Genomic DNA, 25,360 nt, shown 5'->3' with positions numbered 1-25,360 from the left:
CTTGATTCAGGATCTCATCTTTAAGAATAAAGGCAAAGGCTAACTGCTTCTACTTTTTCCTTGACCAAAAGTAGCACACACGTAGTGTCTTTTTCGACGTAGCTCGTTCGGATGCTACGGGCACCGGAAGCGCGGCAGGTGGTAACATCAAGGCACTGCTACTTCGATTTCCTGCATGCGCGGTGTGCTAGCGGGTGACGGGGAGGCCGGCCTTCTGCCAGCCGAGCACCCCTTCTTCGAGATGGTATATGTCGGTGAAGCCCATCTCTTCCATGATCTCGGCGGCCTCGGCGCTCCGCCTGCCCGAGCGGCAGTAGACGACGTAAGTGGCCGACGTGTCGAGCCCGGAGAGCTTTTCCTTAAAGGCCTCGTCCTTGTAGTCGAGGTTGACCGAGCCGTTTATGTGCCCGTCGTCGAATTCGGCCTTCGTCCTGACGTCGAGAATGACGAGCCCGTCGTTTTTCCTTTGCTCGATCAGCGCCCTGGCGTCCCTGGCCTGGATTTCCTTTATGCCTTCTTCGTCCGCCGATTCCCGCCCTGCGGTTTCGCCGCCCGAGGCCGCAGCCATCGACACGGCGACCAGGGCCGCCGCCGCGGCCAGTGTAATGATAGAGTAAAGAGTCACGTTAACACCTCGCGTTATGATTAAGCGTAAGTCCGCCGGCGGTTCGCCGGCTCGATGCAAATATAATATCGGATCGGGGCGTTTAATCAAAAATGCGGTTTTCGGAAAAGCCCGAAAGCACTTGCGAATTATAGCTTTTAAACGCTATAATACGGGACTAGGATGGAGATAAAAGAGTCTCTAAAGCTGCCAAGGGGCATCGCCGACAGTCTCAGGGTGCTGATCAAGATAGTCGAGGCCGTTCACAAGTCCTCGGATCTGAAAGAAATATACGACACAGCGCTCGACCTGGTCGTCCAGCTCGACAAGGTGAACATGGCGGCCATCTATCTCCTGGACGATCAGGGCAGGAACGCCGTCATGCAGTCCCACCGCAATTTCCCCGCCGATTACGTCGAGCACGCTTCGGTCATCCCCGTGGGAAAGGGCATAACGGGCAAGGTGCTCGCGACCGGGCTGATGCTGAATATAGAGGACATACACAAATCGAGCGATATAGGCCCCACCGGCAGGAGGGCCGGGTTCCACGGCGTCCTCGGCCTGCCGATAGACCTCGACGGCAAGACTATCGGCGTGATATGGTTCGCGAGGTATAAAGAGGAGAAGTTCACGAGGAGCGAGGTCGAGCTCCTGACGACCATAGGCAGCCAGATAGCCATAGCCGTATCCCGGGCCAAGCAGCGCCAGGAGCTGGAGGAGAAAAACCATAACCTCTCCGTCCTCAGCGCGCTCGCCGAAAGGGTGCACCGCTCGGCGGACCTCGGCTTCATGTACGACACGTTTCTCGAAGTCACGAAGGACCTCTGCATATACAACACCATGGCGCTCTATCTCGTCGAGCAGGGCGAGGAGGGGAAAAGGGCCGTCCTTCAGCTCGAAAAGGGCGTCGGGCCGGATTACATCGAGCATGCATCGATCATCCCCGAATCCGAGGGCGTGACGTGGCACGTGATAAGGTCGGGCGAGCCGGTGTACTACGACGAGCTGTCGGGCGGCGAGAATCCGCTGGGCCCGGCGGGCAGGCGTCTCGGGCACAAGGCCATATTCTCTATGCCCATAAAGTACGGTGTCCAGACGATGGGCGTCATAAATTTCGGGAGCACCGAGAAGGAGTTCTTCGACAAGAGCGACATAGAGATCATGCTCTCGCTCGGGAACCAGATGGGGACGGCGATAGCGAAGGTGAAGATGCTCGAAGAGGCCAGGGAGAGGGCCATAGAGCTCGAAAAGCTCTACACCGACCTGAAGCTGACGCAGGACCAGCTCATACAGTCCGAAAAGCTCGCGTCGCTGGGGCAGCTCGTTTCGAGCATAGCGCACGAGATAAATAACCCTCTTACGCCCATACTCGGCTACTCGCAGATGCTGCTCGCGCAGCCCGATATAGAGGACGAAAAGCGCGACAGGTTTTTGCAGGTGATACACCAGTCGGCGGACAAGGTGAGGAAGATCGTCGAGAACCTTCTCTCCTTCGCCCGTAAGGACAAGCCGCAGAGGGAGTATGCGGACGTCAACGAGATACTGGAGAGCGCGATAGAGTTCAGGCAGTACCAGCTTAACCTGGAAAACATCGACGTCGTGAAGGGCCTCGATCCCGGGCTGCCCAAAACGATGCTCGATTCGAACCAGATACAGCAGGTCTTCACGAACATCATACTGAACGCCTATCACGCCATGACCTCGTCGCGGCAGAACGAGGGGCGTCTAGAGGTCAGGAGCGGCGTAAACGACGCCGGGATGATAGAGGTAACGTTCAGGGACACGGGCCCGGGGATTCCGGCCGACATACAGAACAAGATATTCGACCCCTTTTTCACGACGAAGCCGACGGGCGTGGGCACCGGGCTCGGGCTTTCGGTGTCGTACGGGATAATAAAGGAGCACGACGGGAGCATCGCGGTCGAAAGCGATGCGGGAAAGGACGGGACGGTATTCAGGATAACGCTGCCCGTGCTCGACATAAAGGATTATCTCGGAGTGGACGAAGAGGAGGACAGCGGCCCCCGGATGGAAACAGCCGATGTCAGTAACGGCCGGATAGTCATGATCGTTGAGGACGAAGAGCTTGTCACCGCGCTCGTCACCGGGATACTCGAAAGCGACGGATATAGCGTGGAGGTCGCCGTCAACGGCGAGGAAGCGCTGTCGAAGGTGAGCGGGGTCGCATACGACTTCATCGTGTGCGACATCAAGATGCCTCAGATGAACGGGAAGGAATTCTACAGGAGGCTTAAGGCCATGGGCACGGGCCTCGAGCGGAGGATTCTTTTCATCACGGGCGACCCGAGCACGGAGACACTCGATTTCATCGAAGAGACGGGGAACAGGTTCCTCTCGAAGCCCTTCAAGATAGAGGAGTTCAGGGAGGTCGTAAAGGAGTTCGAATGACGCCCCGGCATGGGGGCATGAATCGACCAGCCGGCCCCGGGCCGGTTTTTTTTCGCTCCCCGCGGGGCGAAGGATGGTAGAATTTTAGTAAATCTAAACGTGGAGAAGAAAATGCCGCTTCGGATTACAGCCTTGCTTCTGATTCTATTTACCGCCGTTCCGGCGTATACCGCCCCGGCGGAGGGCGCGAATTACGAGACGCTGGCCGAGGGCCGCGCCCCGGAAAAGCCCGGGGTCGAGAGCGCGCTCGTAAAGGACGGCGAGACGCTGGCCGCCGCGGCAGGGGCGCTGGGCGCCGGGGGCATGCCGGACGTGGATTTCTCGAAAGACGCGGTGCTCGTAATAATCCCCGAGAATCCGGCCGGGGGCGCTATCGAAATAAGGGACGTGGCGGGAGCCTCGGGCGGGGCGGTCGAAGTGTTTTACGCCGCCAACCTTATGGGGCCGCCCCCCGAATCGGGGGAGACGTCGTATCCCTTCCTCGTCGTAAAGGTCCCGGGGCTTGCCGGAGCGTCCTCGGCGAGGTTCGTCGACGTCGGCGCGCCGGGGGCCGTTACGCCGGGGACGGCGCTCGGGCAGGAGGCGAAGTATACGAACGTGCTCCTGGCGATGGACAACCCCGTCGCGGCTTACCTGCCACTCGACAAGGGGAACCGGTGGACGTACTCCGTGGAGTCGCAAAAGGGGAGCGGCGAGCTCACGAACGCGATAGTCGCCGAGGCCGACGGCTGGTCGGTTTACGACAAGTTTTTCGGGATGTCCGGCGTCAGCATGCAGGTGCTCCCGGACGGCGTGATCATGGCGACGAGCCAGGGCGAAACGAAGCCCTTTTACACGGACGACGTCGTGACCGAGTTCGAGGACGAGACTATAAAAACACCTGCGGGCGAGTTCGGCGACATACTCATCGTGACGATTCCCGAGGGCGGACCTTTCTGGTTCAGGGACGTTTACGCAAGGGGGGTCGGGCTCATATTGCACGAGCACGATTCGGCGCGGGGGCAGGTTAAATACACGCTCGTGGGTGCGAAGGTCCGCGGCAAGACCTATCCTCAATAGTGTAATCCCATCCGTTTTTGCGCAAGGGGGCTTCGGAATATACACGAAACCCCCTCGGAAAGGCCCGAAAAACCAACTTTTTTCTCTCTCATGAAAATTTTTTCGTAAAATATTTATCCTGTAATTACAGCCGGTTATCCCCAATAAATACATAACTACCCTGATTCGAATACAGCGTTTCCCCGATTGAAATAATCTCCGGTTTTTTAGATACTCATCATGTGCCTGGTTGTTGCACGAAACGAGAGAAGGGGAAGGCGCTCGCGGGGGACGGCCGGCTCGAAGCCGCCCGCGCCGGGCGCCGGCTCAAGGCGCATGACGGGGGCCGAATCAAGGGCCCCTCACGCGCGCCAATCCCCTGTCTACACAGTGCCGGGAGCGAACCCCGCATAGGGCGGGAGGAACGGCCACATACCCTGAAGGAGAAGAGCGCGTGATGGAACTTGCCAAACCGGTAACTGTTGACGAGGCCGACGGGAACGGCCGGCTCGACGACTGTTACATATTCGTCTGCAACAGGGGGGCCGCGATGGAGAAGCTCATCATGGACGGGGCGTGCGTCGTGATAGACGTAAGGTCGAGGGAGATAGTCTCGGGCGGAGTGTACGCGATCTCGGTACGGGGCGAGGGGGTCATCATACGCGAGTGCCACGCCGGGCCGGGCGGGCTCTTGCTGACGCCATACAACAAGAACTATCCCGAGCACCTGCTCCCGTGGGACGAGTTCGAGCCGGAGGCGATCGTCGGGAAGGTGTTCTGCAGCGTGCTCAACGTGTTCGGATGATCTGGGGACGGATGCTTGCGCCGGGAGGGAAGATGCAGGCATCGCAATACTCTCCGCGGCGGATTTCAGGGCGGTATTCGCGGCCGCCGCGGATGACGAGCGCGGATATATTTTTATAATGTATATGCATGCAATCATGGGCGGCCGGGCGAGGGGCGGCGGTTAGAGGATGAGCCGCCGGATGCCCGGAGCGGTCGGGAATGAAGCGAAGCAAAGAATCAAAAACGGTTAGAGAAGCCGGATATTCAGAAGGAGGAGGCATTATGAAGCTGAAAGCCGCATCGGCCGGGGGCAAATCCCCGGAATTCGATTTCAGGAGCTCGAGCTGGGGAATGTCCAAGCGGGACGTCAGGTACTCGGAGGATATATCCCCGCAGAGCGAGGGCGACGGGTACATAACCTACAGGAAGGAGGTTATGGGGCTCGATACGATAGTGGGGTTTCATTTCCTCGAAGGATCGCTCGTCGAGGCCGGGTATGCCTTCAGGGAGTCGTTCCAGACGGAGCACATGTACAGGAGCGAGTACGAGAGGGTGAAGGATATATTGACGGGCAAGTACGGCGAGCCGAGCGTCGAGGGCGACCTCGCGGAGATGTGCTGCGACGATTCGGATTGCGAAGGTTCGGAGTGCGACGATTCGTTCGCATACCTTTCCGAATGGCTGACGTCGCGGTCGATAATAAGGCTCATATTGATAGGAGGAGACGAGGGGTACGAGTTCGGCGTCCTCCACAGGTCGCGCGAGCACGCGCACGCTATTATGAAAAACCAGGCCGGGTTGAATTAACACGCTCGGCGCGTGGTTTTTTCGGCGTAGGCCGGGCAGGTAATTTCAATTGTCTGTTCGTGCGCCGGGCGCTGAGTCGTCCGGCGCGGAGGCAGGACACACGTACGTGTGATTTTCGGCGTAGCGCAGGAGGCGTCGGGACTACCTCAAGCGCGGCTGGAGATTGTGGCAATGCCTCGCTACTTCGAAAGCTGGTAGAGGCTGCGAGTGTGGCGGCCTGGAGGGGGACGTTCCGAGCTAGCTGGTAGTGGCGGTGCAAGTGTTTTCTACTTTTGCCGGACCACACACGCATGTGTGATTTACGGCGTAGCACCGAAGTTGCTAAGACCACCTGAAGTGCGGCTGGTGGCAATGGCAGAGCGCTGATGATGCTGAAACCACCTGTAGCGCGTCAGAAAATGATAGCAAGGCTTTCGCTACTTCGGAATCCTGCACGCGAGGCGTGCAAAATCATCGTTCCTTCGCAAAATCCTCCAAATACTATACCCCCACCCTGACCCTCCCCCTGGGAGGGGGAGGGAAGAGTAAGGTAGGTCGGATTTTTAACGCTCATCCACTCGATGTCTTCGACGTGGCAAGGCTGGTGGTTAAATGGAACAGACGACCGGGCGTTGCTATGAATTTCCAAGTCGGCTACGTCGGATTCCAGCACGCGAGGCGTGGACACGTAGTGTCGTTTTCGGCATAGCGCGGGAGGTGCCGAGATCACCGGAAGCGCGTCGGGTGGTAATAGCCGAGCGCTGCCACTTCGATTGTCTGCGGGCGTGGCCCGCCGGCCCGGGAATGTATTGCTGCGCCGTTTACACGGCTTGCAATATTATGCTCAACTGAAAAACCTATTCTGTCATTCCCAACGATTCCGAGCAAGCGAGGAATTGGATGCCCCAACCTTGAAGCGGAAGCGTTTATCCAGTACTGCTCAGGCCCCTGCCTTCTTTAGTATCAAGGCCTGTATCGGGAATCCAGTCTTTTAATCTGTTATCCTGCCTGTGCAGGAATGACAGAAGTGAGGTGATTCCTCGCTTGCTCGGAATCGTTGTTCGAGACACACGTATGTGTGATTTACGAACGTAGCCCCGAAGGTGCTAAAGGTACCTGGAGCATGTCGGGTGGTGATAGCCTTGCGCCGTCACTTCGAATTCCAGCGGGCGTGGCGTGCCGGACACGCAGCGACGTAGCGCCACTGTTGCTAAGACCACATGAAGTGCGCCGGCGGCAATGGCAAAGCGTTGCCACTTCGATATCCTGCGCGCGTGGCGTGCCTTTGAATTCGGGGGGCTTTGTTCTATAGTTGTTATATAAATCCGAACAAACCCCGGAAGGGGCGGGGAGGAGCAGCGTGCGGAAAGTAATCGCTTTAATAACGTTTATCACGTTCGTGCTGGCGGTGCAGTATTCGCCGGCGTCGCAGGCGGGGAAACCGCCCGACGTTTCGGGGTGGGAATCGCTCAAGTGGGGCATGACGGGGGATGAAGTCAAGGCGGCGTTCGGCAAGGACATTAAGGTGCATAAGCCCCGCGAGGATTCGCAGGAGAACGCCTACAGCGACATCGAGCTTTCCGACCTGGAGATAGGCGGCGTCCCGCTCCGGGCGAGCTTGTGGATGGACTCGGATACGAAGACCCTCCGGAAGATAGTCTTCGTCCCGAAGGATGCGGCGGAGGGGTACGGTTGGACCGAGACGTTCATAAAGCTCGAAGAGGGCCTCGCCTCCAGGTACGGGCCGCCGGACGTAGAGAAAACCTCGAACGACCCGGGCACCTCGGCCGACAGGAAGTGGCACTTCCCGTCGACGGATATAGAGCTTTCGTACCTGAGGCTCGACGGGACGGAGATGCTGCTGCTGGTATTTTCGGGGAAGGGCGAAGGCGCGGGCTGAGCGTCCGGCTGCCGCGGATATCCCCTGAGAGGCGTGTGATCTCCACGAGCATCAGGGACAGCGCGGGGGCGGCCGGAAGGGCGGCCGTGCTGCGCGTTCGAGGGGCTGCCGTTCGCGCCGGATACGCCCGCACGTAAGCCGCCCGCGGACCGGTTTGACATTCTCCCGACGGCGATTACATTTTAACCTTCGCCCGTTTCGACGGTCTGTATATTCGGGCGCTTTCGCTATATGACCCCGGATAACAGGCACAAATGGATGACGCTCATCGCGATGACCGGATCGCTGTCGATGATTTTCGTCGATCAGACGGTCGTGAGCGTCGCGCTGCCCAGAATACAGGCGGACCTCGCTGTCTCCCAGACGGGGCTTCAGTGGATAGTGAACGCCTACGTGCTGTCGCTCGCGGCGACCGTGGCGCTCGGCGGCAAGATAGGCGACATACTCGGCCGCGTGCATGCGTTCGTCGCCGGCGTCGTGCTCTTCGCGCTCGCATCGGCCGCGTGCGGCTTCGCGCCGAACGAGGGGATAATCGTCTGGGCGCGCGCAGTCCAGGGCCTTGGGGCCGCGCTCATGCTGCCGTCGTCCGCCGCTATAGTCATAGATTCCTTCGACCTCCGCGAAAGGGGGAAGGCGATGGCGATTTACGTCGGCGTCGCACAGGCGTTCCTCGCTCTGGCCCCGCTTTTGGGCGGGTTCCTGACGGAGTACCTCTCCTGGCGCTGGGTGTTCTGGATAAACCTCCCGGTCGCGGTGCTCGCGCTCGTGATGACTTACGTCTCGAAGCCGCCAGAAGGCAGGCAGCCCGGCCGTAAAATCAGGCCGGTTTACGCGGCGCTTCTCATAGCGGGCATGTTCGCGTTCGTCTACGGGCTCCAGCAGGGGCACGACTGGGGATTCGGCTCGCCGATAACGTACAGCCTGGTCGGCGGAGGGTTCCTGTTGATGGCGTTGTTCTCGTACTTTCAGCTAAGGACCGACGACCCGCTGATAGAGCTCAGGCTGTTTCGCGTGAGGGCGTTCACGGCCGACGCGGTCCTCATATTCTGCATACAGTTCGCGATGATCATCATAATCGTGTTCGGCGCGATATATCTGCAGAACATAATCGGGTTCACGCCCGTCGAAACGGGGCTCGCCTTCATGCCGATAATCCTGGCCGTCGTCGTGATGTCGCAGATGGCGGGGAGGATATTCGACAGGGTCGGGGTCAAGGCCCCGGCGCTCGCCGGGTCATTCCTGATAGCTGTCGGGTTCTTCTCGCAGGCGCCGTTTCTGGCCGGGGCGAATTTCTGGGTGCTCCTGCCGGGGATGATAGTGCTCGGGTGCGGCATAGGGCTCGTGATGGTGCCGACGAATACGGACGCGCTCAACCGCGCGCCGAGCGACCTTCGCGGGCAGGCGTCGGGCGTCATGCAGACGATGAGGCAGGTGGGCGCGACCGTGGGGCTCGCGTCGATAGGCGGCGTAGTGGCCGGGCTCGAGACCATGGGGGCTTCGCGCGTGGCCAGGGAGTACGGCGGGGGGGCCGCCGAATTCGGCAGGCTCGTGACCGGCACGCTCCAGGGGCAGCCGGACGCCGTCGCGAAGCTCGCGGCGAGCTCGCCCGAGGCGCTCGAAGCGCTCAGGAATACGATGTCGGGGAGCATAGCCGTCGGGTATTATCTCGCGGGCGGTATAACCGTCGCCGCCTTTCTCGTCGCGCTTTTGCTCATGAAGCACGGCGCCCAGACAGAGGACGCGGTGCACCACGTGCACGGGAAATCGAAGTAGCTGTGCATTGCCATTACAACCAGACGCGCTTCCGGCACTAGAATCTCTGAAGGTGCCACGTCGGAAAACACACTACGCGGACCACGTCCGCGGGAAATCGAAGTAGCTGTGCATCGCTATTACCACTTCCGCGCTTCTGATTCCTATAGATTCCTTGCGTGCTACGTTGGAAAACACACTACGTGTGCCACGTGCACGGGAAACCGAAGTAGCGGCGCATTGCCATCTTCCGCATTTTAAATGCTTAGGTATCCGAACATGCTACGCCGGGAAGTAGCGGCGTCATCGCGCTTCTAATACTGATAGCTACAGGATTCCCCGGCACGTACTGAAATGGCCGCAACACGCTCGAATCGCGGAATTTTATTTTCTTTACAAAGGGCGGCGCAATCGCCTGGACCGGGGTTTGAGAATTTTTCAAAACCCGTAAAATTATCGTGTATAGTTTCTCATACAGGAGACAGACATATGGTTAAAAAATTCAATTTCGGTTTTAGGATGTTCTTTTCCGCGGCGGCCGTAATCGCGCTCGCGGGAGCTTTCATGCTTTCGTCCTGCTCGTCGGAGAAGAAAGACGAGGTAGAGGTGGAAGAAACGGTCGAGACCGAGTCGGTCATGGAGGCCGCTACCCCTGCGCCTGCGCCGGAGGCGGGCATGGAAGAGGATACGTCTTCCGACGGCTATGGCGGCACCATGGAGGCCCAGCCCACGACCGGGCCGAGGATGAGGGTGGAAGGCCAGGTCCCGCCCGAGCTTGCGGAGCCTTGCATGGCGAAGAATACGGGAGACGAGTGCACGGTTATTATCACCGGCGGCAGGCAGATAGACGGCCAGTGTACGGAGACGAGGAAGGGGCAGCTCGCGTGCATGCCTAAGCCGAAGCCCGGCAAGGGTGCGCGTCCGCAGTAGGGTTTTGGATCTCGGTAGATAGGGATTTCCGGCAACCGGCGAGGGCCGGTTGGTGATTGCAATTCTTTGACGGGTCCTGCGTACGGCGTCGTGCGCAGGATGCCGTTTTTTTGTTTCTTGCCGCTTGTGTTCTCAACTTATACAGTCATCCTCTCTGTCCGGTGAGGCCTTCTTGTCGGTCGGAGCTTCAGCGAAGGCGGAAGCTTGATTAGGGATCTCGCTTTTAAAGTCTTTAAGGCAAAAGCAAAGGATTAACGGCTCCTACTTTTCCTGGATGAAAAGTAGCACACACGGTGTGTTTCTCGACGTAGCTCGTTCGGATGCTACGGGCACCGTAAGTGCGTCAGGCGATAGTAGCAAGGCCGCTACTACTTCGAAAGCTGGTAGAGGCTGCGGGGTTGGCGGTCTTGCGGGGGACGGTCTGCAATAGCTGGTAGGTATGGAGAAGGGGTTCTCTACTTTTCCTTGATGAAAAGTAGCACACACGAAGTGTGTTTTACGACGTAGGATGTTCCGAGACTATAACCACGTGAAGCGCGTCTGATGATAATGGCAACGACGCTGCTACTTCGATATCCAGCGGGCGTGGCCCGCCTAAAAATCATCGCTTCTTCACTAAATCCTCAACCTCCCCCATCCCCTGTTCGGATTTTTAACGTTCATAAGCTCGATGTCTTTTACGGGGCAAGGCTGGTGATTAAATAGAATGGACGACCGGGCATTACTATGGATTTCCAAGTCAGCTACGTCGATTTCCAGCACGCGAGGCGTGCGCGAATTTTGACGGCCCGGGAATGTATTGCTGCGCCGTTTACACGGCTTGCAATATTATGATTTGGGGGTCCTCAATTTGTCATTCCCAATGATTTCGAGCGAGTGAGGAATTGGACGACGCCACCTTGAAGCACAAACGTTTATCCAGTACTGCTCAGGCCCTGCCTTCTTTAGTATCAAGGCTTGTATCGGGAATCCAGTCTTTTGTTTTACTTTTTGTATTGCCCACTCTGAATAAATTATCTTCGTGCCCATTATGAATTAACTGAATGGATTCCTGCTATTTTGTGTTGAATCACTTTCGAGATGTACTGTAGATAATTTCGTGCAGTCGGCGAAGGGCGTCCGATTCCTCGCTCGCTCGAAATCGTTGTTCGAGATGACAGATTGCCGGGCTACAAGTCAGGTGACGGAAGGAAAGTTCAGTGGTTGGCTGATGGGTGTGGAGTAAGTGTATTTCCCGACGAAGTACCTCTAAAGGTTTGAAGTGTCTGAAGCGCGAGAGGTGGTATTGGCAACACTCCGCTACTTCGATATCCAGCGCACGTGGTGCGCCGGACACAGTCCGCTTGATACGATTTTGCGATAGTGATAAAATCGGACTGAGAGAAGCTTCTTTATCGATTATAATTGCATTGAGCCGGGCGGGGCGATTATTTTGAGAAGAGAAGCCGAAATAAAAGCCCGCCGCAATTACAGCTTTTCTTTTAGACGCTCGGATTCCGTTCCAGGGGGGAACGCGGTGATGAAGATACTTATCGCGGACGATCATCCCATCTTCCGGCACGGGCTCGGGGAGATACTGTCCAGGGACCTGGACGTGACCCTGGTCGGCGAAGCCGCGACCGCGGCCGAGGTGTTCGAGAGGCTGGCGTCGGAGGACTGGGATTTGCTCCTGCTCGACATATCCATGCCCGACAGGAGCGGGTTCGATATACTGGAGGAGCTGAAAAAGCTTCGCCCGAATCTCCCCGTGCTGATGGTGAGCGGGCACCCCGAGGAGCTTTACGCGGAGAGGGTCGTAAAGGCGGGGGCCGCCGGTTACGTGCCCAAAGTGTGCATAGGCGACGAGCTCGTGCGCGCGGTGAAGAGGGTGATCGAGCGGGGGGTCTACATCAGCCCGTACCTCGCCGACAAGGCCGTCCGCGATCTGAACGGCGGGCACAGAAAGGAGCCGCACGAGGCCTTGTCCCGCCGCGAATACCAGGTGGCCTGCATGATCGCGTCGGGCAAAAATCTTAAGCTCATAGCGAACGAGCTCAAGCTGAGCGTGAAAACGATAAGAGCGCACCGCGCGGCGATTTTCGAAAAGATGGAGATTAGCTCGAACACCGAGCTCATAAGATACGCCCTCGAAAACCGGCTGATTTACTAGGCACCTCCTACGCCCTGTCGTGCTGTCTATTACCCCGTGTCGCCGGAAGCACCTCAAAAAATTTATCCCGATTCGACATTTTTATTCCCCTGTGCGCTATAGGCCCGCCCGGCCTTTTGCCAATGGCTTTCGCCGGGCCCGGCGCTTAGACTCGTTTGAAGAGACTAAACTCAAAGGAGGTATGACGTCATGCGCAGGATATTGAGCGTGTTCGCAGTCTTGTGTTTGGTTGCCGCATTTATTTTCGCGGCGGGCTTTAATCCTTTCAGCGCCGTCGGGGCCCCGCCGGCCGGCGATTCGATAAGGGGCAAGGTTCACGTTCAGCACGGGAGCGCCGCCGGAGTTTACGTGGTCGCGGAATCCACCGGGCTCGACCCGGCGGTCCGCAAGGCAGTGGCCGCCGACAACGGGGGGAAGTTCGAGATAACGGGCCTTCCGGACGACGACTATAATGTGTGGGTGAGGGGGAACTGTTTCGAGGATTCCGATCCCATAACGGCCAGGCCGGCCAAGAGGAGTTACCAGATCCACATACGGAACGCCGCCGCAGAGTGGACCGTCCCGAACAAGGACGATTGGAACCACCGCTGGGCGTGCTCGCGCATAAAGGCTTCGAACGTGGACGATCTGGAAGTTGCCTGGACGCGCGACATCACCGCGACGACTTCGTACGGGGCCTTCGCGTCGATGCCGATAATAGCCGACGGAAAGATGTACATACAGGACCTGAACTCGAACATCGCCGCGCTCGATCTCGAGACGGGGCAGGAGCTCTGGACGGTCGATTACGACGAGTCCGTCATCGGGCCGAACGGGCTCAACCTCCACGACGGCGTGCTTTACGGCGTGACGAGGACGACGGTCTTCGCGCTTAACCCGGCGGACGGCGCGGAGCTCTGGCGAGAGGACGTGCTCGAAGGCGGCCGGCATTTTTCCATAGCGCCCGCGGTGCACGACGGGCGGGTTTACGCGGGCTCGATCACGCGCGCCAACGGCGGCATAATCTTCGCCCTGGACGCGGCCACCGGCGGCACCGTATGGACGTTCAACACGCTGCTCGACCCGACGGTGATACCGCCGGACAATGGGGCGGGCGGGGTGTGGTATACGCCGGCAGTAGACCTCGACGGCGACGTTTACTACGGCACGGGCAACGCATACACCACGCCGAGGCACAATCTCGAAAATCCCGATCCGATCCTCTACACGAACAGCCTCCTCAAGCTGGGCGGCGCTTCGGGCAGCCTCGAATGGTATTTCCAGGGCGTTCCGAACGACTTTTACGATTGGGACATGCAGACGGCTCCGTTGTACGTAGCCGAGGACGAGCCGATCGTTCTCGGGGCCGGGAAGATGGGCTATATCTACGCCTTCGACCCCGACGACGGGACGCTCCTGTGGAAGACGTCCGTCGGGTTTCACAACGGGCACGACGACGATTCCGTCAACGCGCTCGAGAATCCGGGCAGCGTCGTTATAGAGCCTCCGCTGGTAATAGCGCCGGGCGTTTACGGCGGCGTCGAGACGCCGATGGCGTATAAGGACGGCGTCGTGTATGCGGCGATCGCCAACCTGGCGACGACGCTGAGCGACCTCGACATCAACTACGGCGGGGCGACGGGCACTTTCGATTTCGACGGCAACACGGGCGAGATGGCTGCGCTCGACGTTTCGAACGGCAGCATCCTGTGGACGACCGACCTTCCGGGAATGGCGTTCGGAGCGGCCACGATCTCGAACGACCTCGTCTTCACGACGTCGTTCGACGGGAAGGTGTTCGCGCTCTCGCGGTCGGACGGATCGATCGTCTGGCAGGACGAGCTGCCGGCGGGGACGAACGCGCCGATCGTCATAGCGGGGGACTACCTCGTGACGGCGGCGAGCTTCCCGCAGGACGAGACGGGGCAGGCCCAGCTCGTCGTATACAAGCTAGGTAACTGACGGGTGGCGGGGGTCGCCGTAAAGAAAACCGGGCTCAGAGGCGGCCCCCGCGCTTATTCCCTCCCTCCCGGGGGAGGAGAAATAAAAGACACTCCACGAATCCCTCCTTGCCGCCCTTCCTCCTGACGCGGCGGGGAGGGATTTTATCGTTTGCCTGCTGTCTGTCCGGTGTAGCTTGAGTGAAGCTGGAGACTCAAGCTCGGGAAGCGCGGCTGGTGGCAATGGCAGAGCGCTGCTACTTCGATTGTTTACTGCCGGGGGTCTCCAGTGGCTGAAGGGGAAGTTTTATACTTAACTGGTAAGGTCGGTATAAGGCTTTCTACTTTTGACTGACCAAAAGTACACACGTACGTGTGATTTTCGACGAATCACATTCAGAGGCATATGCATCGGAAGCGCGTTTGGAGGTTATAGCGGAAGGTGGCTACTTCGATTGCGTGCGGCTGCGAGCCGCCGGGCCGGGGACACGTAGTGTCTTTTTCGGCATAGCGCGGGAGGTGCCGAGACCATCTGAAGCGCGGCTGGTGTCAAAGGCAGAGCGCTGCCACTTCGATTGTCTGCGGACACAGTCCGCACGGCCCGGAAGTGTATTGCTGCGCTGCTTATGCAGCTTGCAATATTATGAGATTTTCGACGTAGTGCGGAAGTTGCTAAACTGACTGGAGCGCGTTCGAAGAAAATGACAACGAGTCTGCTACTTCGAATTCCGCCGCACGTGGTGCGCCGGGCGTGGCCTGCGTGTTAGTCGGCGGGGCCGGAGGGCGGCCCGGGCGGGGGCGGGGCAGGGGCGGGCTGTGACGGATGCCGGGTGATGTCTTGCCCACAGTGGGGGCAGACTGTCGTCGTCACTTCTCTCTTCTTCATCTCCTCGACGAATCCCGAGGCTATGATGCCGGCGGGTATGGCGAAGATGGCGATCCCGAGCATGGATACGCACGAGGCTATCACCTTGCCCGCGGGCGTGTGCGGCAGTATGTCGCCGTAGCCGACCGTGCTCAGCGTCACGACCGCCCACCACATGGCGTCGGGGATGTTGCTGAACGCGTGGGGCTGCATTTTGTGCTCGGCGAAGTACATGAGCGTCGACGACAGGACTAGGAGCAGCACGACGGCGATGGCCGACATTATTATCTCGGTCTTCTTCGAGCTAAGCACCTTGGCAAATATACTGAACTCGGCCGAGTAGCGCGTGAGCTTGAAGATGGTAAGAATCCGAAGAATCCTGAACACCCTCAGGTCGGCCGTCGTCACGAAAGGCGCGACGAACGGTATGATCGCGATGAGGTCGAGAAGGGTGAGCGGCGAGAATATGAATTTTAACCTCCCTGTGATCGGCGACGCATATTGTGGGTCGGAGGTGCACGACCACACGCGGAGGATGTATTCCACGGTGAATATGATCAGCGAAACGGTGTTGAAGATGCTTAGGTGCCGGCCGTATTTATCCGTCAGGGAAGTAACGGTGCCGAGTATGACGGCCACGACGTTGAACACGATGAGCGCGGTGATAAAGAGCGTGAAAAGCTGCTCCGCGTAAGGGCGCGTCTCATTCGGGGTGATGATATCGTAGATTCGGGTTTTTATTGTTTCGTACATAAGGTGCGTATTATTCTAAAAACTTGCGCCGGGTAATTCAACAGAGGGGGTGAAATTTTGCGTGTTTAGCGGAGTCTGAAGCGAAGATGGGAACCCGATTCAGGATTAAGGTAAAGGTGAAGGATTCTAGCGCCGAAGTTGCCAAAACCATTGGGAGCGCGGCTGGTGATTGTGGCAATGCCTTGCTACTTCGAAAGCTGGTAGAGTCTGCGGGGTTGGCGGCCTTGCGGGGGGACGTTCTGTAGTAGCTGGTAAGGGCGGTGCAAGTGTTTTCTACTTTTCCTTGATGAAAAGTAGCACACACGGAGTGTGTTTTACGACGTAGGATGTTCCGAGACTATAACCACCTGAAGCGCGTCAGAAGATGATAGCAAGGCCTTCGCTACTTCGGAATCCTGCACGCGAGGCGTGCAAAATCATCGTTCCTTCGCTAAATCCTCCACTGGCCACAACACCACATCGGATTTTTAACGCTCATCCACTCGATGTCTTCGGTGGGGCAGGGCAGGTGATTAAACAGGATAGACGACCGGGCGGTGCTATGAATTTCCAAGTCAGCTACGTCGAGTTCCAGCACGCGAGGCGTGCGCGAATTTTGACGGCCCGGAGGGGTATTGCTGCGCGGCTTACGCAGCTTGCAATATTATGATTGGGGGTCCCCACTCTGTCATTCCCGAGTGTATGTATCGGGAATCCAGTTTTTAAAAGATAGATCTCTCACTTTGTTCGAGATGACAAAATTCTATGGCTGCGGGTTTTGGAGGCTTGACGGGGGACGTTTGCTACTTAACTGGTAACGTTTGAATAAGGCTTCTACTTTTGACTGACCAAAAGTAGCAAAAGTCACGGGCCGGGAAAAATTCTGCTAAAAATCATCGTTCCTTCGCTAAATCCTCCACCGGCCCACAGCCCCACATCGGATTTTTAACGCTCATGCACTCGATTTTCTTAACGCGAATTTTGACGGCCCGGAGGGGTATTGCTGCGCTGCTTACGCAGCTTGCAATATTATAGTCGAGGAATTCTTGATGGATTGCTGACGGAAAACTGAATGGGTTCCTGCCTCCGCAGGAATGACAATAATAAGGTAGATCCCTCGCACGTTCGGAATCGTTGCAGGAATGACAGATGGGTGGGGATTCCTCGCTCGCTCGGAATCGTTGTCCGAGATGACAGAAAAAGACACTCGATGGATTGCTGGTGGAAGTGGATTCCCGACCCGGCTTCGCCCTGCGGGCTTCGCCGCGGCAGGTACAAGTATTAGGAAATGACAGGAGGGTGGTGATTCCTTGCTCGTTCGGAGTCGCAGGCTCCGGGAGCGCGGAAGGCGGTATTGGCAATAGGCTGCCACTTCTATATCCTGCGCACGTGGTGCGCTGTGGGGCGGGCGCCGGGGTACAATCGGAGAGAGAGGGACCACCGGCGCCCGTTTAGGCAGAAAAACTGGCTTCTATTGTATGTACGAGCGAGCCTGCCTGAACGGATTAAAAACGAAGAAGATGCCGGAAAGCGGGGGTGAAGGGCAGGGGAGGAAGCGTGCGCTTCCTCCCCGTGATTTGAATTCTTCTATGGCTTATCGTGATCCGCGGGGCTTGTCCGGGCGCGGAATTTTCGCCGGGCGAAGATTAGCGTGGGTACCGACATAAAGACGAGCATCTGCACTGCGGACGCTCCGGCTGCGCTCGCCGGGGCGAGGCTGCACCCGGGGCCGGGCGGTACTACGTTCTCGCCGTCGTCCTCGGCGTCGAGATGGTCGGGCTTGCCGTCGCCGTCGGAGTCCCGGATTTCGAGCGGCGTGCCCGTTTCGGGATCGAATATGTCGAGGAGGCCGTCGCGGTCGGAGTCGGCGGTCGAATCCGGCTTGCCGTCGCCGTCGGAATCCACACCGCCCTGCTCGACGAAGTCCGGCGCGCCGTCGTTGTCCGAATCCGTATCCATGAAGTCGGGAAGGCCGTCGCCGTCCGTGTCGCCGCACGTGAGCGCAGCGCCGTCGTCGAGGCCGTCGCCGTTGGAGTCGGCGAAGCTGTCCACCACGCCGTCCTTGTCGGCGTCGTCCGTGCCTCCGCATTCGTAGTGGTCGGGGAGGCCGTCGTTGTCCGAGTCGAGGTCGAGATGATTCGGGATTCCGTCGCCGTCCGGGTCGTCCGGAGGGAGCGTAAGACGCGGAACCGCGTTAACCGCCGTGGGGAAGGCCTCGGTCGAATCGGGCACCCCGTCGTTGTCCGAATCCGCATCGGCGGAGTTCTGAACGCCGTCGCCGTCCGTGTCCTTCGGGCAGAAGTTGACGGTGTAGTTCACCGGCTGGCCCGCCGTGGCCGTCTGGCAGTTGAAGAGCTTGATCGAGTCGTCGTAGGGGAAGGCGTAGGCCGTCGGGCTCGCGCTGTTGAATATCCCCTGCGAGGGCTCGGCGTTCTGCTGCCACGCCGGGTTGTTGCCGCCGATGCACGCGCCGTTGGACGTCCCGGAGAATCCGGGGGCCCACGACGGGCATCCGCAGCAGTCGTTGCCCGCGCCCGCCGTGAAGCACGACGCGGCGTTGACCCCGGTGCATCCCCAGAGCTGGCCGTACGTGGTGTCGCTTACGGAGGAGTCGCAGTCGGCCCCTATGACCGTGCCGTCCTGGTATTCGCAGTAGCCCGAGGAGCCGCAGTTAAACGTGTAGGGAGGGCCGCAGTCGCCGTCCTGGGAGCACGACTGCCTGCAGTATTTTTGCGGGCCGAAGCAGCCGACGTATGTCGAGCCCTGGTTCTGGTTGTCGAGTAGCTGCATGTCCGACGGGCACGAGGCCTCGGAGACGGCGAAGTTGCCGCCGCCCCAGGACGAGCCCGGGAGCAGGGATTGATTAAGGCCGTTCGGGGCGCAGCCCGCCGTGGCGGTGCACCCGGGGCTCCCGCAGAAGAACGGGTTTACGCAGAGGCCGGTTTGCTGGCTCGAGGGGATGTTGCATTTCCACTTGTAGCCGTTGCCGAAGAGCGGATAGCAGTCCGAATCCTGCGTACAGTCGGGCGAGTCGGTGCCGGGGAGGTTACCGGTGAACGTGCAGTTGCCGTTAGTCGAGCAGTCATAGTCCGAGGAGTCGGGGATTATTTCGACGGGGATGTTGCCGCCGTCGACCATGCTGACGTCGTAGGCGTCGAGCCCGCCCGAGGCGAGCGTGAACTCGGCGAGGGTTGACGGGGGGAGGCCCGTCTGCGCGCAGTCGAGCGAGAAATTGCCGCCCGAGTCGAGGCAGCCGCCCGTGTCGCAGCAGTTGGCGATTACGTAGTTGTTGTCGTTGACCGTCACGGTCTGCGGGTCGCAGGTGTTGGAGGAATTGAAGCTGCATCCTGTCCGGCCCCAGAACCGTCCCGAGAAGTTGCCGGGGACTGTTACCGTCGCCGTAGCGTTCCGGGCCATCTCCCATCCGCCGGGGGTCGAAACTCCCGAGCCGCCGACGGAGACGGACGTTATGCTCGTAGCGGGCCACGCCCCGACGTAGATAGTCTCCGAGCAGTAGTTGTTAATCGTGATCGTAGCGCTTTGAGCGGTAGCCTTGTCGCCCCCCGCCACGGCCATCATGACCATGAAAAAAGCCAGTAGTAACGAAAAGATAAAGCGAGAGATTTCCTCAAAGCTCATGCCATGCCTCCGTTTTTTGTGTCCCGCGGATCGATTGCCCTTTGCAATAAACTACGAACGCGGGGAAGCGGCCGGATTGAAATATGCGCGTCCGGCTGAATACCCCCCATGGCGGGTGCATAATTATAATGCCGGTCCGGGAGGAGGGTGGATAGTTAAATACTTTAAAGATTTAAGTGGGGTGAGGTGCGGCTTGAGAGATAGGAAGAGAACAGTGTATTTCCCGGTTACGGAACGAAGATTTCATCCCGTTCGAGAGCCTTCAATTCGGCTGTGACGACTTTTCGCCATTTTGCGGGCAGTGAACGACGAGAGACACGGCCTCGCCGTTATCGACGAGATGGTCTATCAGTTTTAAGGCTTGTATGCGGTCATTCTCGCTTTTATAACTTTCATTTCTCCTGGATGCTATGAGGAGTTTGTGAAGGGCGAAATTAGCCGGGTGGGACACCGGAACCGACATGCCATTGAAGGAGATTTCTATTCTTCCCGATTCGAGCAGATCGAGGAACCTTAGCGGCTGCGGTGTCACCCCGAGCTTCTCGATGTAGGGAGGTCTTGAAAATCCTCTTCCTTTTTCTTTCATCAGAAACTCTATTATCAAATCCGGATGGCTGTATCTCGTATACCCTTCATCTCCGACGAGCTCCTCGACGAATCCCAAATCCTCGATTATCTCGCTGAAGTTTCTTTTGGATGAGATTCTATTCGGGAGCCGAATGAGAAAATCGACGTCCCTCGTTCTTATCGTAGAGTAATAGTCCGCGCTTTTAAAGTATTCTGTGTAAAGATATATGGCCCAGCTGCCGACTACGACAACATGATCGAGAATCCCGTTTTCGTCGAGTCTTTTCAGTATTTCCTCGAAAAGCGGATAATTATTCCTTTCCACGAAGGGCTCTTTTCAGAAAGACGATTTCTTTTTTAAGCTGTGATAACGAGCTGCGGTAGCCGGCGCGCTTTTTCTTGACGCCGCGCCATTTCGCGATTTCTTCTTCGGATATTTCGGACAGCCTACCCTTGTATTCGGCCACGAATTTGCCGTTGTCCCTGTAGACCCTGTAGGCGTACTTATTGCCTTTGATGTTCCTTACGACGAGGCTCCCGACCGGGAGCTTCGAGAGCTCGTTTTCGTACATGTCCTTCATTCGAAGGGAATTCCTTAGCTCTTCGTTCAGGATGTCTTTTATGACCATTTTCTGCCCCATAGTTACTATACGACTGTGTAAATAGTACTATTTGTATAGTAATAAATCAAGTTCTGAAAGTTACTATACAAATAGTCGGTATACTATATTTATATAGTAACATATAGTGCTAATTATAAAAGGAAAAGGATTCTTATGGATTTGCTTGTGGAAATGGATTCCCGATGTATAGGCGGGTTTTGAGCGGTACCGGATAAACGTTTGCGCTTCAAGGTTGGGGCGTCCGGTTCTTGCACGCACTCAGGAACCGTTGGGAATGACAAATTATAAAGATTAAATCCCTTCAGTCCTCTCCCTTCTCCCTAAGGTGGAAAAGATAAAGGCAAGGATTAACTGAATGGGTTCCTGCCTACGCAGGAATGACAGACATGTGGTAGATTCCTCGCTCGTTCGGAAAAGATAAATCCCCCCGTACCCCTCCGGCTTCGGCTCTGCCTACGCCGCGACAGGCCTTTTTCCAAGGGGAGATGAAAGGCAAAGGCTGGATTCCCGATGTATAGGCAGGTTTTGAGCGGTACCGGATAAACGTTTGCGCTTCAAGGTTAGGGCGTCCGGTTCTTGCACACGCTCGGAATCGTTTCAGGAATGACAGAAATGTAACCCCCACCTTAGTCCTTCCGGCTTCGCCTCTGGCTACGCCGCGACAGGCCCCTTTATGGAAGGGGGAGGAGGGGGTTTGAGTCATCTGCTCGCGTAGTACTTGCCTTGGATATGTCGAATTTGTGCACGTGGTGCGCCGGATTCCCGGTTGTGCCGGAATTGCAAAAGAGAGGGCGGCCTGTCGCGCCTGCCGCTACGTTTGCTTGCTTCCGGCGGGGTCGGCGACGGGCTTGTTCGAGACTGCCTCGATGGATTGATGATGGCCGCCTCCGTCGAGGTCGCTGTTCATGAACTCCCACAAGCGTTTGCCAATCATCGTGAGCGGGACGCCGAGGATCGCGCCTATCGCCCCGAGGAGCCATCCCCAGAAGAGCAGCGAAAGGAAGACGACGAGTATCGACATGTTGAATTCCTTTCCGAGGTAGCGGGGCTTCACGACGTTGTCCACCACAGTGTTGATCAGGAGGTAGAGAACGACGACTACGACGCAGTGCACCCAGCCGAACTGTATGAGCGCGAGCGTGGCCGGGGGGATAACGGAGAGTATGAACCCGATGTTCGGTATGAAGCTGAAGAGGAACGCGAGGAAACCCCAGAGTATGGCGAAGTCCACGCCTATCACGAGGAGGAGGACAAAATCGGCGACTGCCGCCATGAGGCCCGTGAGGGCGTTTATCGAGACGTATTTCTTGAGATCGTTCGTCACGTCGGCGGACCTCCGCTGCCACGAATTTGGCGCGAACATCCCCCGGTCGGCCTTCAGGGTAAGGTCGGCGAACTCGATGAGTATGAACACCATGAGAAGGACGACGAAGAAGAAGTTGCCGAACGTCGAGAACACGTTTTCGATAAATTTCGTCGTATACGTGACGATCTTGTTGGGGCTGAAGACCTCGAGCTTGCGCACTTCGGTGATTTCGATACCCCTGGCGGCGAGGCTGTCGAGCCCGGCGCGGTAGAGCTCCGTCACCTTGTCCTGGTAGAAGCCCGCCCTGGAGACCATGTTGTTCACGGCGACGCCGAGAAGGGACGTGACGAAGCCGAGTATGATGATGACGACGAGTATGGTGATCGTGAGAGAAAGCCACCGGGGCCATCCGCGCCTCAGCAGCCAGTTGAGGAGCGGCGAGACGGTTACGGCCAGGAGAAGCGCCACGAGAAAGATGTTCAGAACGGCGCCTATTTCGCGCAGACCCGCGAGAATAATGACTATGGACGCCCCCGCCAGGAGGGGATGTATCGTGGGTTTTGGCCTTCTCATGAAGCTCCGTCGGCCGGGATTTCGGTCCGGCGATTACGAATACAGGTAGGAATTATACCACTTAGCCGCGGGCGCGCATAACGCCGCGGGAAACTCTGTTGCGCGGCCGAAAGCCGTGAATCGCGGAGTATGACAAATAAAATGGTCAAAAAAACAGGCACCTTGCGCAAGGAATGCAATATAATTTATGAAGGGGCGAGGACAGGGCGCGGAACCGGATGCGAGGACCATGAACGAGAGAAAGATTCAGCTCGGAGATATTATTCTGACGATAGAGGATATCCAGGTAGTCCTCAACGACGAGATAGTGTGCAAGTTCCGCCTGAGCCACAGGGGTGCGCCGGAGGGGACGCTGGCCGAGCTTTACGGTGAAGTCGCGGAGGGCGAGCTCTCGATCCTCTGCAAGACGCCGCTCACTCCCAGGCGGTTCGAGATACTGGCCCGCTTCCTCTACATGTACGAGACGAACATTATAAGGTTCTTCCGCGACGCCACGCGCGGGATGACGCCGTACATGTTCAAGGTCCCGATGATCTGAGCCGGTCCCTTTATTGTGCCGGGGCGCATTCGCCGTCGGCGGCCTTCGAGACCCCGGCGCCGCGCCTGCCGCAGTCGTTGCCATAGGTCTTGCCGTCGCATCCGCAGACGGGCCTCCATTCCATGGTGCACATTTCGGTTATGGCTTCGCAGACGCCCGTTTCGCCCGGCGCTCCGCACGTCCCGGCGGGCATGTCGCAGAACTCGCCTTCTTTGCATGGGAGGTTCTCCGGCCCGCCGCATGCGCGCTTCTCCGCGTCCGGCTCGACGTCCGTCGCCGCGCATTCGCCGTCGTGGTCCTTCGAGACGCCGGCTGCTATCCTCGTGCAGTCGTTGCCGTAGGTTCTGCCGTCGCACCCGCAAACCGGCCGCCAGTCACGCGTGCACATCGGTTTCATTTCGGTGCACGTGCCTTGCGTGTCGGGCTCGCCGCAGGTCCCGGCGGGTTTGTCGCAGAAGTATCCCGCCGCGCATCCGGGGCCGCCGGGGCCTCCGCAGGCGGAAGGCGAGCCGCCCCCGGCTTTCGCCGCACATCCCGCGACGGCCAGCGGCAGAAGCATGGTGAATACTGCGAGCATCAATCTTTTCGGCATGACGGACACCTCCTTTTGGGTGAAGGGTTTGGAAGACGTTTGAGTATGCAACAAGTGTAGAATGCCGCGGGGGTTACTGCAATATGCATGTTTGGGGGAGGGATGCGGCCATTCTGCATGGACGGTAACAGAAAAGGCAAAAGCTTCCTACTTTTGACTGACCACACACGTACATGTGATTTTCGACGTAGCGCCGAAGTTGCTAAAACCATCTGAAGCGCGGTTGGTGATAATAGCAATGCCTTGCTACTTCGAAAGCTGGTAGAGGCTGCGGGGTTGGCGGCCTTGCGGGGGACGTTCTGTAGTAGCTGGTAGATATGGAGAAAGGGTTCTCTACTTTTCCTTGATGAAAAGTAGCAAAAATCACGGGCCGGGAAAAATTCTGCTAAAAATCATCGTTCCTTCGCTAAATCCTCCACCGGCCCACAGCCCCACATCGGATTTTTAACGCTCATTCACTCGATTTTCTTAACGCGAATTTTGACGGCCCGGGACTGTATTGCTGCGCCGTTTACACGGCTTGCAATATCAAGGGATTTTCGGCGTGGCGCTGAAGTTGCCATAACCACATGAACCGCGGCGGGTGAGATGGCAACCACTCTGCTACTTCGATTTCCAGCGCACGTGGTGCGCCCGACGGTGGAAAAAGCCGTGGGTAGACTATTCAGTATGGGAGAAAAATTCAGAACATTCGACTGGATTGAGCTTTTCTACACGGATTCGGGACAGGGAGAGCCTCTCATAATGCTCCATGGATTTACCGGAAGCTCGAGGCTCGACTGGGTGGAAACGGGGGTATTCGACCGCATGAACAAGTGCGGGCGGAGGCTGATTATGCTCGACGCCCGCGGGCACGGGGAATCCGACAAGCCGCACGAGCCGCTGTCGTACAGCGGACGCGCCATGGCGCGGGACGTGAACGCGCTGGCGCGGCACCTGGGGCTCGAAAGCTACGACCTCGTGGGTTACTCGATGGGGGCGCGCGTGGCCGTCGAAACGGCGCTTATGTTTCGCGGGCCGCGAAGCCTCGTCCTCGCCGGGTTTCAGATGAGGGATACGTACTGGCAGTGGAACAAGGCCGAGCGGAGGGCCAAGGCGAGGAACATGCTCGCCGATAACCCGAAGAGCATGTGCAATGCGCGCGCCCGGGCCGAGAGATCGGGCGGGGACAGGAAGGCGCTGGCGGCGTGGATCGAGGGCGTTATAGTGCCCGAGTATTCGCCGGCGGACCTCGCGCGCGTGAAGCGGCCCGTGCTCGTGGTGAACGGCGAGGACGACCCGGACGCGGAGAGCGTGGCCGGGTGCTTCCGGGACGGGAAGGCCGTCGTGCTCGACACGCCGCACAAGGATATTCTCCGTGACAAGGCTTTTCCGAGGCACACGCTGTCGTTTCTGAAGAAGGTTACGGTGGGGAACGGGGAAGGGTGACGGAAGGGCCGGTCTCCGGCGGGGTGGCTTGCCGGAGACCGGCGAACATTGTTGCCTGTCCGAAAGCGCGGCTGGCGGCAATGGCAAAGCGCCGCCACTTCGATTGTTTACTGCCGGAGGTCTCCAGTGGCTGAAGGGGAAGTTCTGTAGTAGCCGGTAGATATGGAGAAAGTGTTTTCTACTTTTGCCTGACCACACACGCATGTGTGATTTACGGCGTAGCA

General features: G+C 58.1%; 18 protein-coding genes. 11 read left to right on the top strand and 7 right to left on the bottom strand.

Features of this window, described 5'->3' with window-relative positions:
- Positions 1-187 precede the first annotated feature (187 nt).
- Positions 188-625 (bottom strand): rhodanese-like domain-containing protein, encoded by a 438-nt coding sequence (locus PKC29_13995; GenBank protein ID HML96531.1) that lies wholly within the window; start codon positions 623-625, stop codon positions 188-190.
- Positions 626-787: 162 nt separating this feature from the next.
- Here PKC29_13995 and PKC29_13990 point away from each other — a divergent pair, with 162 nt between their 5' ends.
- The 9 genes from PKC29_13990 to PKC29_13950 all read left to right on the top strand — a co-directional run bounded on the left by PKC29_13990 (position 788) and on the right by PKC29_13950 (position 14,295).
- Positions 788-3,013, top strand: a complete 2,226-nt coding sequence (locus tag PKC29_13990) for a GAF domain-containing protein (GenBank protein HML96530.1) — start codon at positions 788-790, stop codon at positions 3,011-3,013.
- A 111-nt stretch (positions 3,014-3,124) separates the two neighbouring features.
- Positions 3,125-4,072, top strand: a complete 948-nt coding sequence (locus PKC29_13985) for a hypothetical protein (protein ID HML96529.1) — start codon at positions 3,125-3,127, stop codon at positions 4,070-4,072.
- A 436-nt stretch (positions 4,073-4,508) separates the two neighbouring features.
- Positions 4,509-4,856 (top strand): S24 family peptidase, encoded by a 348-nt coding sequence (locus PKC29_13980; GenBank protein ID HML96528.1) that lies wholly within the window; start codon positions 4,509-4,511, stop codon positions 4,854-4,856.
- Positions 4,857-5,119: 263 nt separating this feature from the next.
- On the top strand, positions 5,120-5,644 hold the full coding sequence (locus tag PKC29_13975; protein HML96527.1) for a hypothetical protein: 525 nt from the start codon (positions 5,120-5,122) through the stop codon (positions 5,642-5,644).
- 1,339 nt (positions 5,645-6,983) lie between these two features.
- Complete coding sequence (locus PKC29_13970; protein ID HML96526.1) at positions 6,984-7,523, top strand: hypothetical protein; 540 nt, start codon at positions 6,984-6,986, stop codon at positions 7,521-7,523.
- 231 nt (positions 7,524-7,754) lie between these two features.
- Positions 7,755-9,296 carry a DHA2 family efflux MFS transporter permease subunit gene (locus PKC29_13965; GenBank protein HML96525.1) on the top strand — a complete coding sequence of 514 codons (1,542 nt, stop codon included), beginning with the start codon at positions 7,755-7,757 and terminating at the stop codon, positions 9,294-9,296.
- Positions 9,297-9,764: 468 nt separating this feature from the next.
- Positions 9,765-10,205, top strand: coding sequence for a hypothetical protein (locus PKC29_13960; GenBank protein ID HML96524.1), 441 nt, complete (start codon positions 9,765-9,767; stop codon positions 10,203-10,205).
- Positions 10,206-11,724: 1,519 nt separating this feature from the next.
- Entirely contained in the window at positions 11,725-12,354 is a 630-nt protein-coding gene (locus PKC29_13955) for a response regulator transcription factor (GenBank protein ID HML96523.1), read from the top strand.
- A gap of 189 nt (positions 12,355-12,543) precedes the next feature.
- The gene (locus tag PKC29_13950) at positions 12,544-14,295 is read left to right on the top strand and encodes a PQQ-binding-like beta-propeller repeat protein (protein ID HML96522.1); all 1,752 of its coding nucleotides are present in this window, start codon (positions 12,544-12,546) and stop codon (positions 14,293-14,295) included.
- Positions 14,296-15,036: 741 nt separating this feature from the next.
- Here PKC29_13950 and PKC29_13945 read toward each other — a convergent pair.
- The 5 genes from PKC29_13945 to PKC29_13925 all read right to left on the bottom strand — a co-directional run bounded on the left by PKC29_13945 (position 15,037) and on the right by PKC29_13925 (position 22,578).
- Positions 15,037-15,891 (bottom strand): ion transporter, encoded by an 855-nt coding sequence (locus PKC29_13945; GenBank protein ID HML96521.1) that lies wholly within the window; start codon positions 15,889-15,891, stop codon positions 15,037-15,039.
- A gap of 1,566 nt (positions 15,892-17,457) precedes the next feature.
- A complete protein-coding gene (locus PKC29_13940) occupies positions 17,458-19,509 on the bottom strand; it encodes a thaumatin family protein (protein ID HML96520.1) in 2,052 nt (683 codons plus the stop codon).
- Positions 19,510-19,771: 262 nt separating this feature from the next.
- Positions 19,772-20,401 (bottom strand): GSU2403 family nucleotidyltransferase fold protein, encoded by a 630-nt coding sequence (locus tag PKC29_13935; protein ID HML96519.1) that lies wholly within the window; start codon positions 20,399-20,401, stop codon positions 19,772-19,774.
- Positions 20,388-20,717: a hypothetical protein gene (locus tag PKC29_13930; protein HML96518.1), complete on the bottom strand. Its 330-nt coding sequence runs from the start codon at positions 20,715-20,717 to the stop codon at positions 20,388-20,390. The genes PKC29_13935 and PKC29_13930 overlap by 14 nt, the downstream gene beginning before the upstream one ends.
- Before the next feature lie 793 nt (positions 20,718-21,510).
- On the bottom strand, positions 21,511-22,578 hold the full coding sequence (locus PKC29_13925) for an AI-2E family transporter (protein ID HML96517.1): 1,068 nt from the start codon (positions 22,576-22,578) through the stop codon (positions 21,511-21,513).
- Between the two features lie 229 nt (positions 22,579-22,807).
- On the opposite strand from PKC29_13925, the gene PKC29_13920 reads away from it, so the two are divergent.
- On the top strand, positions 22,808-23,116 hold the full coding sequence (locus tag PKC29_13920; protein ID HML96516.1) for a hypothetical protein: 309 nt from the start codon (positions 22,808-22,810) through the stop codon (positions 23,114-23,116).
- A gap of 10 nt (positions 23,117-23,126) precedes the next feature.
- On the opposite strand, the gene PKC29_13915 is transcribed toward PKC29_13920, so the two are convergent.
- Entirely contained in the window at positions 23,127-23,708 is a 582-nt protein-coding gene (locus PKC29_13915; GenBank protein ID HML96515.1) for a Kazal-type serine protease inhibitor domain-containing protein, read from the bottom strand.
- A gap of 669 nt (positions 23,709-24,377) precedes the next feature.
- On the opposite strand from PKC29_13915, the gene PKC29_13910 reads away from it, so the two are divergent.
- Positions 24,378-25,136 carry an alpha/beta fold hydrolase gene (locus tag PKC29_13910; protein ID HML96514.1) on the top strand — a complete coding sequence of 253 codons (759 nt, stop codon included), beginning with the start codon at positions 24,378-24,380 and terminating at the stop codon, positions 25,134-25,136.
- Positions 25,137-25,360 lie beyond the last annotated feature (224 nt).

It is taken from the genome of Thermodesulfobacteriota bacterium, from assembly GCA_035325995.1.
Lineage (GTDB): Bacteria > Desulfobacterota_D > UBA1144 > Nemesobacterales > UBA2774 > JADLGH01.
Note: the sequence above shows the minus strand (reverse complement) of the source record. Positions and strands in the feature narration are given on the sequence as shown.

Bases quoted from the DNA above. Each gene is read 5' to 3' on its own strand.
- PKC29_13940 (HML96520.1), bottom strand. From the start codon at position 19,509: ATGAGCTTTGAGGAAATCTCTCGCTTTATCTTTTCGTTACTACTGGCT.
- PKC29_13975 (HML96527.1), top strand. From the start codon at position 5,120: ATGAAGCTGAAAGCCGCATCGGCCGGGGGCAAATCCCCGGAATTCGAT.
- PKC29_13960 (HML96524.1), top strand. From the start codon at position 9,765: ATGGTTAAAAAATTCAATTTCGGTTTTAGGATGTTCTTTTCCGCGGCG.
- PKC29_13980 (HML96528.1), top strand. From the start codon at position 4,509: ATGGAACTTGCCAAACCGGTAACTGTTGACGAGGCCGACGGGAACGGC.
- PKC29_13965 (HML96525.1), top strand. From the start codon at position 7,755: ATGACCCCGGATAACAGGCACAAATGGATGACGCTCATCGCGATGACC.
- PKC29_13950 (HML96522.1), top strand. From the start codon at position 12,544: ATGCGCAGGATATTGAGCGTGTTCGCAGTCTTGTGTTTGGTTGCCGCA.
- PKC29_13990 (HML96530.1), top strand. From the start codon at position 788: ATGGAGATAAAAGAGTCTCTAAAGCTGCCAAGGGGCATCGCCGACAGT.
- PKC29_13945 (HML96521.1), bottom strand. From the start codon at position 15,891: ATGTACGAAACAATAAAAACCCGAATCTACGATATCATCACCCCGAAT.
- PKC29_13985 (HML96529.1), top strand. From the start codon at position 3,125: ATGCCGCTTCGGATTACAGCCTTGCTTCTGATTCTATTTACCGCCGTT.
- PKC29_13930 (HML96518.1), bottom strand. From the start codon at position 20,717: ATGGGGCAGAAAATGGTCATAAAAGACATCCTGAACGAAGAGCTAAGG.
- PKC29_13920 (HML96516.1), top strand. From the start codon at position 22,808: ATGAACGAGAGAAAGATTCAGCTCGGAGATATTATTCTGACGATAGAG.
- PKC29_13925 (HML96517.1), bottom strand. From the start codon at position 22,578: ATGAGAAGGCCAAAACCCACGATACATCCCCTCCTGGCGGGGGCGTCC.
- PKC29_13915 (HML96515.1), bottom strand. From the start codon at position 23,708: ATGCCGAAAAGATTGATGCTCGCAGTATTCACCATGCTTCTGCCGCTG.
- PKC29_13955 (HML96523.1), top strand. From the start codon at position 11,725: ATGAAGATACTTATCGCGGACGATCATCCCATCTTCCGGCACGGGCTC.
- PKC29_13910 (HML96514.1), top strand. From the start codon at position 24,378: ATGGGAGAAAAATTCAGAACATTCGACTGGATTGAGCTTTTCTACACG.